Origin of the sequence: Aquimarina latercula DSM 2041 (assembly GCF_000430645.1) — a bacterium.
Classification (GTDB): Bacteria; Bacteroidota; Bacteroidia; order Flavobacteriales; family Flavobacteriaceae; genus Aquimarina; species Aquimarina latercula.
Map to the genome: position 1 here is coordinate 96,638 of NZ_AUMK01000011.1, position 17,888 is coordinate 114,525.

The window sequence follows — 17,888 nt, forward strand, 5'->3', positions numbered from 1 at the left end:
TAACACAAATCAATCTTTATTATGAGAAAAACAAACCTATTAATGATCGTAATGATGCTATTCACGATATTTCAGTTGTCAGCCCAAACAATTGTAGAAAGACACGGACAATTAAGAGTAGAGGGAACGAAAATAAAGGATAAATGTAATAGAAATACTCAGTTGAAAGGAATGAGTTATTTCTGGCATCAATGGGAAGGAGGCGAATATTGGAATAGCAATGCATTAAAATGGTTAAGGGATGATTGGAAAGTAGAAATAGTAAGAGCTGCTATGGGTGTTCGCGGAGGGGGTGGAGATTATATAGATGATCCTGTTGGTTCTGTAAATCAGGTTAGATCAGTTGTAGATGCTGCTATTGAACATGGGATTTATGTGGTAATAGATTTTCATGCCCATCCTAATTATAAAGAACAAGCTAAAACTTTTTTTAGACAAATGTCTAAGGAGTATGGAGTATATCCTAATATTATCTATGAGATTTGGAATGAACCTATTGGAGATTATGGAAATGCAGTTGGTACTTGGAACGAGATAAAAAGTTATTCTAGAGAAGTAATAGCGGAGATAAGAGCAAATGACCCCAATAATATTATAGTAGTAGGGACGCCTTTTTATTCGCAACGAGTAGACATAGCAGCAGACAATCCTTTGACCGTAGATATTAATAATAAACCAGTAAGTAATATAGCCTATACGATACATGCATATGCCGGAGCGCATAAACAATCATTGAGAGATAAGGGTAATTATGCAATTAATAAAGGCTTAGCATTGTTTATGACTGAATGTGGAAGAGTTGGAACTAATTATGGACCTAATAACAATCTAGATGCTGCCGAGTGGAACCGTTGGGAACAATGGATGGATAATAATGATATTAGTTATTGTAAGTGGTCATTAAGTAATAAAAACGAAATTAGTTCATCCCTTAATAGATCGGCTAGTCCAAATGGTAATTGGAATTATAATAATGATCTTACTGCAGAAGGGAAATGGAACAGGGATCACTTTAGGACTGTAAATACACCTCCGTCATCTTGTGATGATACAGGAGGAACTGATGAAGATATGATCAAGTCTTTAATAACTCCTGATCAAGTTGCGAAAGGAGAAAAAGCTTTTGTTGAAATAGAGTATTCTTCGAGTACTAATAGAGATCTTGTAGTCGTTTTTCAATTGAACAGAAGCCCGTATACCGTTTATGGATCAAAAAGAACAAATGTTCAAGAAGGGACAGATACTATAGAATTAGAAGTTCCTATTGATGCAAATACTCCTGTAGCTTATAATGATTACAAATTTCAAGTTTTTATGGCACCACAAGGTGGGGATTGGAATGAAAGATTACATACTATCTCTAAAGTAAATATTGATTGTATTGATAATGTTGATAATCCGGACAATATTATAGTTAGAGCAAAAGGAACTAATAATTCGAAAATTGAAGTACGCTATAATGATGTGCGAATTGATAATGCTATAACGCTTACTAATAATTTTGCTAATTATAGTTTGTCAGTTCCAGAGACTTCAGGAAACTTTAAAGTCGCTTTTATCAATGATGATACTGGGCGAGATGTAGAAATCGATTGGTTAGAAATCAATGGAGAAAGAATCCAGGCAGAATCTAGGGAAGAAAATACAGGTGCCTGGGAGGTAAGTTGTGGTGGAGGAAGTTTTACACAAGCAATTCACTGTAATGGTTACATTAATTTTGGAAACGGAGCTAATTCAAATCAAGTAGGAACTATTGAAATAGGAGCGAAAGGAAACTGTGGAAGCGAAAAAATTCAGTTGTTAATTGACAACAAAAAAGTATCTGAATGGTCTCTTAACACGAATATTTCAGTATATACTTATGAAGGATATAAAAATAATGAGAATATAAAAGTTGCTTTTATAAATGATGGCAACATAAACGATTGCGATAAAAATGTTTATATAGATTGGATAAAAGTATGTGCTACAAGATATCAAACGGAAGATATTGCTTCCAGAACAGGTTGCGGAAATTCGGAGTGGTTATTTTGTGATGGTAATTTCGATTTCGGCGCTCTTGGTTGTGATAATAAAACTCCGGATGAGAGTATTCAGAACACTTTTGAGATATATCCTAACCCTGTAACTGATAGCAAGATTACTATAAAAGGCTCTGAACAATATACAGTAGTAATTTATAATATGATAGGTAAAAAGGTCTATGAAGAAAATAATGTATCTAATACGAGTATCATTTTAACAAATCACCTAAATAATGGTTTGTATATACTAAAGTTGTACGACTTGACTACTAAAACAAAAGAGACCAAAAAAATCCTTATAGATAATCATTAATTAAACTGAAAAGAAATATCAAGTAATTGTACTTGATATTTCTTTTTTACACTAAGTATATCCATTGTTTATAGAATAATATTATGAAAAAAATGAAATTAATAATAATGTTAAGTGTGTTGGTTGGATTCTTTGCAAGTGCACAAAAAACATATTATGTGAGTTCTCAAAACGGGAATGACAATAACTCAGGACTAGATCAAAATGTAGCATTTAAATCAATTCAGAAAGCAGTAAATTCTGTAAATGAAGGTGATACTGTAAGAATTCTATCAGGAATATATACGGGTGGGAATGATAGTCCATGGAGCGAAATATTTATGTCTATATCTGGATCCGAAGGAAAATACATAACTTTTTCCGGAGTACCTGATGCACAAGGAAAATTACCTACAATAGTTTCAGCTTCAGTAAAAGGAATTGATATGTTAGGGTCTTCGTATGTAATTATAGAAAACTTAGAATTTGTTCCTGCTAATCAAGATGTGAAAGGAATGATAGATAATCCTTCTTTTGGTTTGGAGCTTTGGAGGGCAAGAAGAGCTATTGGAATAGATAACGGCTCGCATCATATTATTATTCGTAATAATTATGTACATGATTTTCCCGGAAATGGAATTGCTATTGGTGGATCAGAAGTCGTTTTAATAGAAGGAAATTTAGTGGAACATTGTGCGTTTCGAAGTCAGAATGGAAATAGTGGAATTTCGTCATATCAACCAGCAAATTTAGATGTTAGTAGCTTTCCAGAATATCCAAATCATAGAATTATCTATAAAAATAATGTTTCTAGATATAATGTGAATCTTAGAGGTTTTTTAGGAGGAGGTAACAGAATTACGGATGGTAATGGAATCATTGTTGATGATCACATCCAAGATCAAAAAGAAAACGGAGTTCCATATAATAGTAGAACACTATTAATAGGGAATATTTGTTATGGTAATGGAGGGCAAGGAATTAATGTGTTCTCTAGTGACAATGTTGATGTATACAACAATACTTTATTTGATAATGCACAAAGTACACGTATATCTAATCCTGCATATCCGATTGCTGTTGGAGATTCTCAATTATCGATAGGAAGAGTTAAAAATGCCCGTGTAAAGAATAATATTTTATATAATTCTAATGATTCAAAAACTACAATATCTAGATATCAGGACGAAAATATAACCTATGATCAAAATATACATTGGAACATAACTGGTAATCCAGAGCCGATAAATTCTAATGATTTTATTGTAAATCCAAAATTAAAAAACATTCAAGCATTAAGTGAATCACAAACTATCCTACTAGCAACTACATCGAATCCGTTTAATATCAATGGAGCTTCTGCAAAATTATTTACTCCTACCGAAAATAATAATTTTCCAGTTCAGGATATGAATCTTCAATCTAATAGTCCCGCTATCGATAGAGGCGTTAATGTAGGATTTGGAACTATTATAGGAGGATCAATTGATATAGGAGCTAAGGAGTTTCAAGGAACAATAAATACATTTGATGATATGATTGTTTCTACATTAGTTCCTAATGAAGTCGTCGTTGGGCAGGAAATAAATATCACAGTATCATATGAAGCAAAAGAGAATAGAGATATATCCATTGTTTTTCAATTAGATTCTAGCCCTTATACTGTTTATAAAACTAATAGGATTAGAGTTTCGGAAGGCTTAGGAACTATCGATATTCCGGTTTTTATACCAGAAAACACTCCTTTAGGAATAGATAAATATCAGTTTCAGGTCTATATAACTTCGGTTGGAGGAGATTGGAACAATCGATTAGGTAACCTAAATAAGCCAAATATTGATTGCGTTTCGGGAAATACTGTCACTCAAGTTTTAGAAGTAGGAGCAAAAGGAAATTGCTCTGGCGAGCAAATAGAAATACTTTTGGACAATGAATCGGTAGCTCAGTTTATTTTAACTAATGATATAGAAGTGTATCGTTATGTCAATTATAAGGAAGGTCAAAATATTAAGATAGCTTTTGTAAATGATGATAATAGTTCTTGTGACTTAAATGCCTATATCGATTGGATTAAAATTTGTGATACTTTGTATCAAACAGAAGATTATTCTAGTAGAACAGGATGTGGTTCTTCAGAATGGTTATATTGTAATGGAAATTTTGATTTTGGAAACCTTCCTTGTGGTCAAAACCGAAATGGAGAGACAACAATGGAGGCCTTAGAAATATATCCTAACCCGATATCGAATTCATTTTTTATAGAGCATATAAAAAATGAATCACTTTCTATTAAGGTTATAAACCTAGAGGGGAAAATTCTTAAGTCATTTCAATCCAAAACCGATGATGTCAAATCGACTTTTGCTATAGAAGATCTTCCTAAAGGGATGTATTTGATAAGTATATATTCTAAGATTAGTGGAGACCAAAAAACTATTAAAATTTATAAAGAATAAAATCATTCGCAATAGATTTAACCAAAATACAGTTAATCAAGCAGGTAATTACTAAAATTATCTGCTTTATCTATTTTAAAGTAGTATTCAAAAAAAACACAGTTATGGATGAAAAACTTATGCTATCAAGTTGAAATTGTATAATAAAAATATATGTTGGTTTTTTTTACTTTTTAGGTTAGTAACAGTATCGCAAACCCAAACTAATAAAAATGGTGGGATAAAAGATAGTTTGTTAACTATTTATACCATTTGTGAAGATGTTGAACAGGCTAGAGCATCTTATCATCTTAGTTTGTATTACAAGGATGTAGATATGGATACTTCCTTACAATATGCAGAAGTTTCTAAGAGATTATCCTTAGAACATAAGGATTATGGTTTATATGCGCGTAGTCTAAAACGATTAGGTGTCATTTATATGTATTCGGAAGATGCGGATTTAGCGTATAATTATTTTAATAGAGCTAAACGTATTGCAAATGATGAGAAGGATTATTTTTTAATTGCAGATATTCAATCAGACATTGGGTTATTATTTCAAAGAAAAAGTGATTATAAAGAATCATTGAGCAATCTAATGGAAGCATATTACTTTTTTAAAGATGAAGAACCTTCTGTAGAAAAACATAAGTCATTAAATAGATTGGGAATTTTATACTCTAAGCTAAATAAAAATGATAGATCAGTAGATATATTCTCTGAAGCATTAGAAGTTGCAATATTATTGGGTGAAAAAGATAGAGAAATTACTAGTTATATAAATTTAGCAGTAATAGAAACTCAATTAGAAAATTTTGAAAATGCAATTGTATTGTATAAGAAGATATTAAGTGAAATTCTAGACGATAATCTGACGTATTATAATCAAAGACGGACATGTTATAACAATCTAGCATTTAACTATTATAAAGTAAAAGCGTATGACTCTAGTCTTGTCTATGCCAAAAAATCTTTAGCAATTAAACCAGATAAATTGTTTGATAGTAGAGTAGGACAAACCTATCGTACTTTAGGCAATGTGTATCTTGATATAGGAGCTTATAAGAAAGCAGAATATAATCTTAATAAAGCTTTGTCAATTGCAGAAGAGTACGAAATAAAGACAGCGATTATTGATGCCTATAAAGACTTATGTAGATATCATAAAAAAACGGAAAACTATAAGGAAGCACTTTTGTATTATGAAAAGTTTAATTCACTCGAATCTAAATTATTAGATGAGAATTTTTCTGAACAAATTTCAAAAATAGAATCTTCTAAAGTAATTGAACAAAAAGATGTTGCTTATGCTTCTTTATCAAAAGAGAAAGCAGAAGATAAAAAAGAATTCGAATCGGATATAGAAAGAATCATTTGGATAGTAAGTATTGTTTTAATAGCAATTATAGGAATGATTGTAGTATATGTATATCGCAATAGAGTGTATTTGGTAGAAAAGCAGAAGCAGATTTCTATGATGAAATTATTCGCTTTGAGATCTCAAATGAACCCTCATTTTATTTTTAATACGATAAATGGAGTGCAAAACTCGATATTAAAATCAGATAAGTTTAGTGCATATAACTACCTAAGTAAGTTCTCTCAATCAATTAGGTTAATTCTTGATAATTCGAATGATTCGTTTATCAGGTTACAAAAGGAATTAGACCTTATTAGAGTGTATGTAGATTTAGAAAAAATAAGATTCAGAAATAAACTGGATTTTACATTAAAGGTAGATTGCAATATCGAAGAACAGAACCCCTATATTCCTGCAATGATTTTACAACCTATCATAGAAAATTCCATAATTCATGGTATTAGTAATAAACCAGATGGAGGCCATGTTTCTTTAACAATAGAACCATTTAATAGTAACTTAAAAATTATTGTACAAGATAATGGAATTGGAAGAAAAGAAGCTCAAAAAATAAAAATGTCTAAGCCAAAAGGTTTTATCGGAATTACTTCGATTAATACAAAACAACGAATAGACATACTGGTAAAATCAGGGTATAAGGATGCTAGATATTATTTTGAAGATCTCTGTGATAAAAATAATGAGGTAAAAGGAACTAGAAGTATATTAATTCTGCCATTAAAGAATATGTATGACAAAAATAATTAATGCCATTATAGTAGATGATGAATTGAACGGTATAGAAAATTTACAATCTTTACTAGTAACATTCTATCCGCAAATTGAAATTATAGGTACTGCACAAACGTTCGAAGAGGCCCAGACTCTATTGAAATCATATACAATTGATGTAGCATTTTTAGACATTCAGATTGGTACTAGAAGTATTTTCGAGTTTTTAGAAAAGTTTACAAGAATTGATTTTGAGATAATTTTCATGTCTGCACATAATCATGCGCTAGAAGCTTTTAAGTATATGGCACTAGATTATCTTTTAAAACCTATCGATATTGATGACTTTAAAAAAGCTATCAATAGACTTTTAGAAGGCTTGGAGAGAAGATATTTTGCTAATAATGCAAAAGAACTGATAGAGCAACTTAAGTTAGAAAAAGATAAGTTTAATAAAATATCTATTCCCACCTTTGATGGCTATGAAATTGTTTCCATAAGTTCGATTTTATATTGTTTAGCAGATGGAAGTTATACTCAATTGACACTAAATAATAATAAACATATTTTGGCTTCGCAGAATTTAAAATATTATGAGTATTTGCTGGAGAGTTTTGGTTTTTTAAGGATACACAACTCTAGTTTAATCAATAAAGATCACATCACTCGTATTAGTAAGTCTGATGGAGGGTTTGTCGTAATGGACGATGGAAAAAAGTTATCCATTTCTAAAACCAGGAAAGTAGATTTCTTTAGAAGTTTTAAAATCAAATAGGCTATTTAAAAACATTTTTTAAGTTAATTACTCTTGGTATTTATACTTACTTTTGTTAAAATTTTAAAAGACACAGTACATGAACGCATATGTTTTTCCAGGTCAAGGGGCTCAATTTTCAGGAATGGGACTGGACTTATATGAGAATTCAGAAATTGCAAAAGAACTTTTTCATAAAGCCAATGATATTTTAGGTTTTGAAATAACTAAAATCATGTTTGAAGGTACTGCTGATGAGTTAAAGGAAACAAAAGTTACTCAGCCGGCGATATTTTTACATTCGGTAATTTTAAGTAAAGTATTAGGAGATAGTTTTAAACCAGATATGGTAGCAGGTCATTCTCTTGGTGAGTTTTCTGCTTTAGTGGCTAACGGAACATTAAATTTTGAAGATGCACTTAGATTAGTTTCTAAGAGAGCATTAGCGATGCAAAGCGCTTGTGAATTAAAACCTTCTACAATGGCTGCCGTTTTAGGGTTAGATGATGAGGTAGTAGAAAATGGATGTGAAGAAATTGATGGTATTGTAGTGGCTGCAAATTATAATTGCCCTGGTCAGTTAGTTATTTCTGGAGAAGTAGAAGCTATAGAAAAGGCTTGTGAGCTTATGAAAGAAAAAGGTGCTCGTAGAGCTTTAGTATTACCGGTTGGAGGTGCTTTTCATTCACCTTTAATGGAACCTGCTAGAGAAGAGTTAGCAGCAGCAATAGAAGAAACAACTTTCAATACACCAAACTGCCCTATATATCAAAATGTGACTACAACTGCAGTGACTGATCCTGAGGAAATCAAAAAGAATTTGATTGCTCAGTTAACTGCTCCTGTAAAATGGACACAAAGTGTGCAGAATATGATGAAAGATGGAGCAACATCATTTACAGAGGTTGGTCCAGGAAAAGTACTATCGGGATTAGTGAAAAAAGTAGATAGATCTATGGAAACTATTTCTGCATCTATTTAATATAAAAGAATTATAAGAAAGCCTCGAAAATTTAAATAGTTTTCGAGGTTTTTTATTGATAATACTTAATTTAAAAATTGTTTTTAGTTACTTTTTTTTGATTTTTTCGGTTCTAAATTGAGTCTCTAGATATATCTGTTTCCAGCTCCCGTCTACATAATTTCCGACTTTAAAATTATAAGTGTTATTATCTACATATTCCCACATATCAGTTACCAATGAACTCCCATATTGATACTGGTATAAAATATTTTTTCCATCAACTATAACAATTCCTTTAGTAACACCTCCGAAGATATCGAACTCCCAAAATTTAATGGTATTGGTTTCCTGATCAAATTTTCGTATCCCATGATTTCGCGAACCATATTTAGTTTGTTTTTTATCTGTAAATCCTTTTGATTTTGCTATGACAATTGTACGGTTAAGATCAAATTTAAATATCGTTTCTTGTTTAAATGCCGTTCCATCTCCCCAAGTACCAATAGCTTTCCATTCTTTATCAATCAGGTTTTCGAAAACGACAAGATTTGATTCTTGAGCAGATATTAGTTTAATAAACGAAAAAAAAATGACTGCTAGTTTGATAATGTTACATTGCATACAATAATAATTTAATACTGAATGAATAGAGCTTTTTTATCTATTAAAAGTTCTATTCTGCTAATTTAAAATAATACTTTTTACTTCACAGTTCTATTCATCGGTTAATAACTTCCATTGAACGATACTTATTCCGTTTTAACGAACATATAACGACTTAACAGAGGTATTTTTCCATTCGCGGGTATAAAATGTCATCCTATCTGGCTCCAAGGTTTTTATGGGACTTCTCAAATTATATTTACGGTAACGAATACAAAAACCCAAAGTAAATGTCGTATTTAAGAATTATAATAATCACTTTAATTGGCTTTTCTGGATTTACTCAAGAGGCTTTTCATAATTTCGGTAATGTTCAAATTCATTCAACCGCTCAGATAGGTTTTCATATAAATGTTATGAATAATGGAGAGTTTGACAATAACGCAGGAAAGACAGGATTTTATAACGATAATAGTTTAACAGTTTCTGGAAATAACGAACCAGTATTTCATGATTTAGAAATCGATGTTAAAGATGATTTGGTTTTAGAAATCGGCGTAGGGGTTACTAACTTTCAAGAATTTGTAAATGGTAGAGTAATAACTGATAGAGATGAGAAAAGTGTTTCATTAGACTATATAAATGATGCTCCATATTTAGGAGAACATGATGATAGGTATGTCGATGGGTATGCTACTTTAAATGGAAACTTAGATTTTTCTTTTCCTGTAGGTGATGATTTTAGGTTAAGACCTATAAAAATTGAGAATGAAGCTGCTAGTAATGGCTCCAGAGCTGCGTACTTTTTTGAAAACCCTAATACGCCAAATTTTTTTGTTGATAGCTTTGATACTGAGATGTATGAAGATTTATTATTTGGTGTAAGTATTTTCGAATTTTGGGATTTAGATGGTAGTAATGAAACTAGAGTTACTCTAACATGGGATAGTAATAGTAATATACCTACATTAGTTGGAGATCTTAACGATTTAAGAGTGGTAGGTTGGAGTAAAGAACTTCGTAAGTGGGTTAATTTAGGAAATACCTCAGTGTTTGGTGATGTAAACAAAGGTGAAATTTCTTCTAAAGCAATTATCCCGGATGATTATGAAGTATTAACTTTTGGATCATCAAATAGATTATTAGATGGAGATTTAGAAATTTTTACTGCTGTATCACCTAATGGAGATGGAATGAATGATACCTTTAAGATTCAGGGATTATCAAATTTTCCGGATAACGAATTATTTATATATAATCGATGGGGAGTATTAGTTTTTCAGAAGAAAGCATATCATGAAAATCAAAACTTTGCTGGTATTTCTGAAGGTAGAGTCACAATTTCTCAAAAATCAGAACTGCCTGAGGGGACCTATTATTATGTATTGAACATAACTGGAGCAAAAGATAGAGCGGGATATTTTTATATTAATAGATAAGAGGTTAAAAATAGTTGTATTAATTGTTAATGGAGTTTGATAATAAATAATCAATTTGTTCAAATGTATAAGTTCCCATAAGCTCCCCTTTTGGGGAGATCAAAAATTTAGCTGGAATTTCTGAAACACCATATTTTCTTGCAATATCAGATAATAAAACAAAACGATTTTGATTTACAATTTGGTTCTTCCATGTATACCCAAATTTATCAGCCACTTTTTTCCAAGACTTTAGATTCTTTTCAAGAGCAACCGTAACTATAGTAAGTTGGTTATCATGTTTTTTATAGATTGCGACCAGTTCAGGACTTTCTTTAAGACAGGGACCGCACCAAGAACCCCAAAAATCCAACAGTACATATTTTCCTTGTAGATTTGATAATTTAAAGGAGTGCCATCAATAAGAGTCGTTTCAAAATCTGGAGCTAAATCTCCTTTTTCTGCTGCCGAAAATTTTGTATATAAATAGAATACCCCAAATAAGACAATAATTCCTAGAATAATGTACTGTGATATTTTTTTCACTTTTATTTGAGATATATCTTTTTTAATAATTTATAGTTGTAAAGAACTATTGCTTATAGATTTTACCATTCTTCATAACGAAAACTACATTTTCCATAGTTTTGATGTCATCTCTAGGATCTTTGTCTACTGCAACTATATCCGCTATAAAATCTGGAGCTATTTGCCCTAATTCTTTACTCATGTTTAATACTTTTGCATTAACGATAGTTGCACATTGTATAGCTGTTATAGCTGGCATTCCGGCTTCAACCATATATCCAAATTCTTTTCCATTTTGGCCGTGTTTAAAAACTCCTGCGTCGGTACCAAATGCAATTCGTACTCCTCGTTTATAAGCTTTTTTAAATGTATTTTGAATTTTTGGACCTATTTCTAATGCTTTGGGAACAATAATGGCTGGATAATACCCATCAATTGTTGCTTTTTCGGTTACTTCTTTACCAGCGGTAATCGTAGGTACTAAATAAGCTTTCTTTTTTTTCATTAGATCCATTGTTTTAGTACTCATTAGAGTCCCATGTTCTATGGTCGTTACTCCACCATTTAAAGCACGTTGCATACCCTCATCACCATGTGCGTGAGCCGCAACATGAAATCCATAGTCTTTAGCGGCTTCGCAAATTGCTTTTATTTCTTCTAGTTTGAATTGAGGGTTAGAACCACTTTTAGCAACACTTAATACACCTCCTGTGGCAGTTATTTTAATAAGATCTGCTCCGTTTTTGTAACGTTGTCTTACAGCTTTTTTAGCATCTTCTACGCCGTTTACAACACCATCTTTAGGTCCTGGATCTCCTATAATAGATTTTTTACTTCCATTAGTGGGATCTCCATGTCCTCCAGTACTAGAAATAATTTTTCCGGCCGTAAAAATTCGTGGACCTATTATTTTTTCCTGAGCAATTGCTTTTTTTAAAGAGATGTTTACACCGCTTCCTCCAAGATCTCTTACAGTAGTAAATCCTGCCAACAAAGTAGCTTCGGCAAATCCTACAGAGTTGTAGGCAACATCTGCATCATTATGGGTGTAACGTTCTAAATATGCCTTCGGATTGGATTCACTCTCCATATGAACATGCATATCGATAAGTCCCGGCATAACTGTTTTGTCTTTGAGATCAACAATTATATCATTGCTATCTCCCTCTGTATAACCGATTTCTACCTTGCTTATTTTGTTTCCAGAAACCACAATGGTTCTTTCAGGAAGAATTTTTCCAGTTTTACTATCAATTAATTTTCCGCAATGCAGATATGTGTCTTGTGCAGTAATTGTAATGCTCGTTAAAACAAAAAGTAAAGTGTAAAAGAATTTCATAAGCTAATAAATTGAGTGAAATTGTTTGTGTATATTATCAGATGAACAATTTAAAATAAATTAATCTAATTGATTAATAGATTATGATTTCTTTTAGAAATATAGGTTGGTAATAATGGCTATTTACCATGAAATTTCATATCAGGTAATGCTGCGTTGCCTTTTAAATATTTATTAAACCAATCGATTATATCTTGATCTCTTTCTTCTTTAAACTGACTGATACCATGATCTGCTCCTTCATAGATTTTTAATCTATAAGGTATTCGATGTTTTTCAAATTCTAAAGCTAGTTTTAAGGAATTGGTTGATTTTACTCTCCAATCTGCATTACCATGTAATAATAAAATAGGAACTTTAGTAGAGAATTTATCTGCCCATACTATTGCTGATCTTTTTTCTAGTTCAGCTTGTTTGTTTTGATGATAATTGGGAATTAACTCAGCATAAACACCCTTTTCCATATTAGGTCTATCGATTGTTCTCAGATCAGACTTTGCGCCTCCGGTAAAAGCCGCTTTTATATTGTTCATTTTGGTAAGAGCAATATATGTCATCATTCCGCCTCGACTCCAACCATACATCCCAATACGTGTTGTATCTGCCTTTGGTAGCTCTTTAATTACTTTAGATAAATTTAAGACATCATTTATATCATTTCCTCCAAATTCTTCCATTCCTTCACTTTTACCTGATCCTCTATAATTACAGCCAATTACAATATAACCTTCACTTGCTAATTTTGAAAACCTTATGGCCGCCCAGGATACATTTAAATTACCAAAATCTCTATTCCCTCCTCTGTTGTAGATAATAACTGGATATTTCTCGTCTCCTTTGGGAACTGAAGCGAAAGACTGAATTTTTAGCCCATCACTTAGATAAGTGATTTCGAACATGTCTACATTTTCGGAATAACGAAATCTATCTTTAAATTTAGTTTTAGAAGAATCTGTAAATACCTTAGGATAAAGTTGCCAATCAATTTTCTTTTTCTCTAGAATTATAGATTCCTGAGATGAACATGAGTAAAGATTTATAATAATTAAGAGAACTAAAAAAAATCGTTTCATTTGTTTACTTTTTTTTAAGGACACTTAACCTGTATAGATATTACAAAAAGTTAAGTGTGTGTAAAATGTTACCTTAATAATTCTACTAGATCATTTTCTATATAGTCAGGTATAGTATCGATATCTATGATTTCATCAGAAAGATGCTGTTTTCTTTCTTGTAATTGAAGAATCTTTTCTTCTATCGTATTTTTAGTGATGAAACGAGTAACCATAACATTGTTGTTTTGTCCAATACGATGGGCCCGAGCAATAGCTTGTTTTTCTATAAATGGGTTCCACCAAGGGTCTAATAAAACAACATAAGAAGCTTTGGTTAGATTAAGACCAACTCCACCAGCTTTTAGTGAAATAAAGAATAAAGAGATGGAATCATTTTTCTGAAACTCATTAACTATTTTTTCTCTATCAGCGTTTTTTGTTTGACCAGTAAGACTAACAAAGGATATGTTTTGTGCTTTGCACCAAGTTTGATAGATCTCTAAATGAGATACAAAAGAGCTGAATACTAGGGCTTTTTTATGGGATTTAGCTAAGGTCTCTAGATAAGAAGTAACATCCTTGAATTTACACGAAGAATCTTCTGTTGTGGAATCTAATAGTTTAGGGTGGTTGGCTAGTTGTCTTAATTTAGTTAAGGTGTTTAAAACATGTATTTTATTAGTGGCAATAGGATCAATACCTAGTAATAGATTTCTTGCAGCTGATTTTTGAGATTCGTATGCTTTTTCTTGTTCATTAAGCATTTCTGTGTAGATAATTTGCTCAGATAACTCAGGAAGGTCTTTTGCAACTTGTTCTTTGGTTCTTCTTAATATAAAAGGTTCTATGAGTGTTTTTAGTTCTTTAATGCGTTCTTCGTTCTGATATTTCTCAATCGGAATTTTAAAATGATCTTTAAAAAACGGAAAACTTCCCAACATTCCTGGATTGATAAACTCCATTTGGGACCAAAGATCAGATAATGAATTTTCTATAGGAGTTCCGCTTAGCGAAATTTTATGAGTTGCATTAATATCATTAATAGCTTTAAATATTTTAGATTCTTTATTCTTAATCTGCTGACTTTCGTCTGTTATTAAATAGGTGAATGTTGTTTTTTGTAAAATAGAAATATCCTTAGCTAAAGTGGTATAGGTGGTCAGTATGATGTCATAGGTTTCTAAATAAGGAGCTATTTTTTTTCGATCACTCCCGATGTACTTTGTAATAGTAAGGTGCGGAGCAAATTTTAGTATTTCCTGCGCCCAATTAAAAATAAGAGAAGAGGGTAAAACAATTAGAGCTTTTAAATACGTTTTTATTTCTAGGGGATCGCTAAATAGATCTAGTCGAACGGTTTTTGGAGTTGATTGTTCTGTTTTTAGTTGTTCTTTTGAAAAAACAAGAGTTGCAATAGTTTGTAATGTTTTTCCAAGTCCCATATCATCAGCAAGACAAGCTCCCAGATGATTTCCTTGGTGTTTTACTAACCACTTTACGCCTTCTTCTTGATATGGTCTTAATGTAGCTTTTAGTTTAGAAGATGATTGATATTTTAAATCAATTGTATCCTTTATTTCTAGTTCTTCTGGGTCAACGATTTCTTTAAGTAGTGTGTAATTTCCTTTGTTAACAAGGATACTATCTTCTTTTACTTTTCCGAAATTTGCTAATTTTTTATAACGAGTCATCCATTCCAATGGAATAATGAAAATGGTTTCATCATCCATTGGAAAGAAGCGATTATTATCTTTTATGTATTTAATAAATTTCGAAAAAGGAATTTCTTTTGTACCAATTTGTACTATTCCTTTGACATCGAACCAGTCATTTTTTTTTTATTTTTTATCTCGATTTCGTGTGAATCAAGATTTACAGATTTATTATCTAAATCTGGAAGGATGATTTCGACACCTTCTTTTTCAAGATCTTTATGGTGATTCTGTACCCAGTTAAAAATTGCTAAAGGATCATTAGAAGTTGTAGTTTCTAATAAAAGGTTTGCATTTACCTTTAAATCTTTAGACTCTAGTAAATCTATTATTTCTTTTTCAGCCTTTGGATCTCTTTTTATTTGGGTGATCTGGATTTCTTCGTTATCTCCAAAATGTACATCAGAAGATGTTTTTTTATTGCTATTGTAATCAAAACTAGCTTCTCCGTAATTAAAAATTACCTTGGCAACATAATTTTCCTTTATAAAATCTTGGATAATTTCTAGTTTGTAGGATGCTATGTTTTTATGAATCACAATTTCGAAGCCATTAGCAATTACATCTACATTTTTGATAACAGGAATAATTACTTTATCTAGATATGTTTTAATGTGTTTCTTAGCAATGGTAATCTTTTCTTTGCTAAAGAAAGGTTTTAGTTTATTGGCATTCAAGTTGTTAATATGATGTATGGATTTGTCTACAACAATCCAAGACGGTTCGTTTAATAAAATTTGAATACTATGATTTTGAGGGATTATTACCTTTTCTTCATCTTTTAACGAAAAGGCATAATCAATTCCTTCATCAGTTTTTGTAAATTCTAGAATAGGGTTGAGGATACTTTTTCCAATCGATAATCTATGTACTTCAAACGGATCTTTTCTCTGCGCATTATGTATTACAGAGTATTCGTTTTTTATAACTAACTCATAAAAGTCAGAAAGTTTATTGTTTACATAATTAATAACAACATCTTTAATTTTAGGATCCTTTAGAATGTCTGCTAAACCGAATGTTTTTCTTTTTTTAGCGGGTCTAAACTGTTGTTCTAAAACAGCTGTTTTTAAACTGGAACATATTTCTAGCAATTGTTCATGAGCTGTTTCTAAATATGGTATCTCAAAACTTTTTAATGTTGCTGGAGTAGCCTGTTTTTCTACATATCCTAATCGGTCATTTGTAACAGGTACAATATACGCTTCTGGTAATGGAGGGATTCCAGGTAAATTATTATGGTCAACTAGGTTATAACAGATGCAAAGTGAATCCATTGTGGGTATTTATTGGTTGTATTTAGTTATTAACTACGGGGTTATTTATATATATGTAAAAGAGATTAAAATTATTTTCTAACCTAATTTTACTAGCTTTTTTGTCTATTTCGTTACAAAATCGATAACATTTTTTGTAATAAAATCAATTTGCTCATTATCTAATTCAGTATGCATTGGTAATGAAATCACTTCTTTTATAAGCTGATTAGTAATTGTGAAATTTGCTTCATCATAGCGATCATCTTGATAAGCCTTTTGTTTATGTAAGGGTATTGGATAATATACACCACAAGGAATTCCTTGATCATTAAGGTGTTGTACTAACGCGTCTCTATCTGTATTGACAACACGCAATGTATATTGATGAAATACGTGACAATCGCAAGTGTCACAAATTATATTCTCATTAGTGTCACAACTATTTCCTTTCACTTTTGGGGTGATAATATTCTCAATTCCTTCAAAAGCTTTATTATATTTTCTGGCCGCTGTTCTTCTAGCATTATTATAAGTATCCAGATTAGGTAATTTTGCTCTAAGTACTGTAGCCTGAATAGAGTCTAAACGAGAATTTACACCAACCACATCGTGATGGTATCTTTTATACATTCCGTGATTTACAATACCACGAATGGTATGTGCTAGATCATCATCATTCGTAAAAATAGCTCCACCATCACCATAGCATCCTAAGTTTTTAGAAGGAAAAAATGAAGTAGAAGATACATGACCAATAGTTCCCGTTTTAGCAACTTTACCATCATTAAATTTATAACTACCACCAATTCCTTGAGCATTATCTTCTATTACATATAGATCATGTTCTTTTGCTATTTTCATAATTTCATCCATATTGGCAGCCTGGCCAAATAAATGAACAGGTACGATTGCTTTTGTATTAGGAGTAATTGCCTTACGTATAGCATCGGGATCAATATTAAAAGAATCTTTTTCTACATCCACAAGTACCGGAGTTAACTGTAATAACGCGATTACTTCTACTGTCGCAGCAAAAGTAAAATCTGCAGTAATTACTTCGTCTCCTGGTTTCAAATTTAATCCCATCATTGCTATTTGTAAAGCGTCTGTTCCATTCGCACACGGAATCACATGCTTTACATCAAGATATTCCTCTAATTCTTTCTGAAAACTATGTACTTCAGGGCCATTAATAAATGCAGCAGATGAAATAACGTCTAGAATAGAGGAGTCTACACGTTCTTTTATTTGTTCGTATTGACCCTTTAAGTCAACCATTTGAATCTTCTTCATAGGATGTGTTTTGTAACCGCACGAAAGTACAAAATAATGATGCCATTGCCAATGTGATACTTAGTTTTGATCTGTTTTTTATTAACGGATAAAATCAAAATAGTGTCATTTTAGCAA

14 protein-coding genes are annotated in these 17,888 nt (G+C 31.5%); 6 read left to right on the forward strand and 8 right to left on the reverse strand.

All coding sequences use genetic code 11. From position 1 onward, the window contains the following. Positions 1-21: 21 nt before the first annotated feature. From H526_RS30810 to fabD, 5 genes are all read left to right on the forward strand, one after another. The gene (locus H526_RS30810; protein ID WP_081415600.1) at positions 22-2,337 is read left to right on the forward strand and encodes a cellulase family glycosylhydrolase; all 2,316 of its coding nucleotides are present in this window, start codon (positions 22-24) and stop codon (positions 2,335-2,337) included. Between the two features lie 92 nt (positions 2,338-2,429). Next, positions 2,430-4,772, forward strand: coding sequence for a T9SS type A sorting domain-containing protein (locus H526_RS0110870; protein ID WP_162144489.1), 2,343 nt, complete (start codon positions 2,430-2,432; stop codon positions 4,770-4,772). 232 nt (positions 4,773-5,004) lie between these two features. Further along, positions 5,005-6,882 carry a tetratricopeptide repeat-containing sensor histidine kinase gene (locus H526_RS0110875; protein WP_155839665.1) on the forward strand — a complete coding sequence of 626 codons (1,878 nt, stop codon included), beginning with the start codon at positions 5,005-5,007 and terminating at the stop codon, positions 6,880-6,882. Next, entirely contained in the window at positions 6,866-7,621 is a 756-nt protein-coding gene (locus H526_RS0110880) for a LytR/AlgR family response regulator transcription factor (protein ID WP_027393032.1), read from the forward strand. Before H526_RS0110875 ends, H526_RS0110880 begins: the two co-directional genes overlap by 17 nt. 79 nt (positions 7,622-7,700) lie before the next feature. Further along, on the forward strand, positions 7,701-8,582 hold the full coding sequence (gene fabD, locus H526_RS0110885; RefSeq protein WP_027393033.1) for an ACP S-malonyltransferase: 882 nt from the start codon (positions 7,701-7,703) through the stop codon (positions 8,580-8,582). A gap of 87 nt (positions 8,583-8,669) precedes the next feature. Here the strand turns inward: fabD and H526_RS0110890 are convergent, their stop codons facing one another. Continuing rightward, positions 8,670-9,185 carry a hypothetical protein gene (locus tag H526_RS0110890; RefSeq protein ID WP_027393034.1) on the reverse strand — a complete coding sequence of 172 codons (516 nt, stop codon included), beginning with the start codon at positions 9,183-9,185 and terminating at the stop codon, positions 8,670-8,672. Between the two features lie 272 nt (positions 9,186-9,457). On the opposite strand from H526_RS0110890, the gene H526_RS0110895 reads away from it, so the two are divergent. Continuing rightward, the gene (locus H526_RS0110895) at positions 9,458-10,606 is read left to right on the forward strand and encodes a T9SS type B sorting domain-containing protein (RefSeq protein WP_035085243.1); all 1,149 of its coding nucleotides are present in this window, start codon (positions 9,458-9,460) and stop codon (positions 10,604-10,606) included. Between the two features lie 19 nt (positions 10,607-10,625). Here the strand turns inward: H526_RS0110895 and H526_RS0110900 are convergent, their stop codons facing one another. The 7 genes from H526_RS0110900 to H526_RS0110920 all read right to left on the reverse strand — a co-directional run bounded on the left by H526_RS0110900 (position 10,626) and on the right by H526_RS0110920 (position 17,771). Further along, positions 10,626-10,958: a TlpA family protein disulfide reductase gene (locus H526_RS0110900; protein WP_027393036.1), complete on the reverse strand. Its 333-nt coding sequence runs from the start codon at positions 10,956-10,958 to the stop codon at positions 10,626-10,628. Then, positions 10,865-11,131 (reverse strand): hypothetical protein, encoded by a 267-nt coding sequence (locus H526_RS31755; protein WP_155839666.1) that lies wholly within the window; start codon positions 11,129-11,131, stop codon positions 10,865-10,867. Before H526_RS31755 ends, H526_RS0110900 begins: the two co-directional genes overlap by 94 nt. Before the next feature lie 46 nt (positions 11,132-11,177). Then, positions 11,178-12,452 carry a metal-dependent hydrolase family protein gene (locus tag H526_RS0110905; protein WP_027393037.1) on the reverse strand — a complete coding sequence of 425 codons (1,275 nt, stop codon included), beginning with the start codon at positions 12,450-12,452 and terminating at the stop codon, positions 11,178-11,180. Between the two features lie 119 nt (positions 12,453-12,571). Further along, a complete protein-coding gene (locus H526_RS28900; protein ID WP_051336106.1) occupies positions 12,572-13,525 on the reverse strand; it encodes an alpha/beta hydrolase family protein in 954 nt (317 codons plus the stop codon). Between the two features lie 68 nt (positions 13,526-13,593). Further along, positions 13,594-15,237, reverse strand: a complete 1,644-nt coding sequence (locus H526_RS30815) for a DEAD/DEAH box helicase (protein ID WP_051336107.1) — start codon at positions 15,235-15,237, stop codon at positions 13,594-13,596. Positions 15,238-15,311: 74 nt separating this feature from the next. Further along, positions 15,312-16,496, reverse strand: a complete 1,185-nt coding sequence (locus tag H526_RS30820; protein WP_051336108.1) for an SNF2 helicase associated domain-containing protein — start codon at positions 16,494-16,496, stop codon at positions 15,312-15,314. Positions 16,497-16,601: 105 nt separating this feature from the next. Next, positions 16,602-17,771, reverse strand: a complete 1,170-nt coding sequence (locus H526_RS0110920) for a DegT/DnrJ/EryC1/StrS family aminotransferase (RefSeq protein ID WP_027393038.1) — start codon at positions 17,769-17,771, stop codon at positions 16,602-16,604. Positions 17,772-17,888 lie beyond the last annotated feature (117 nt).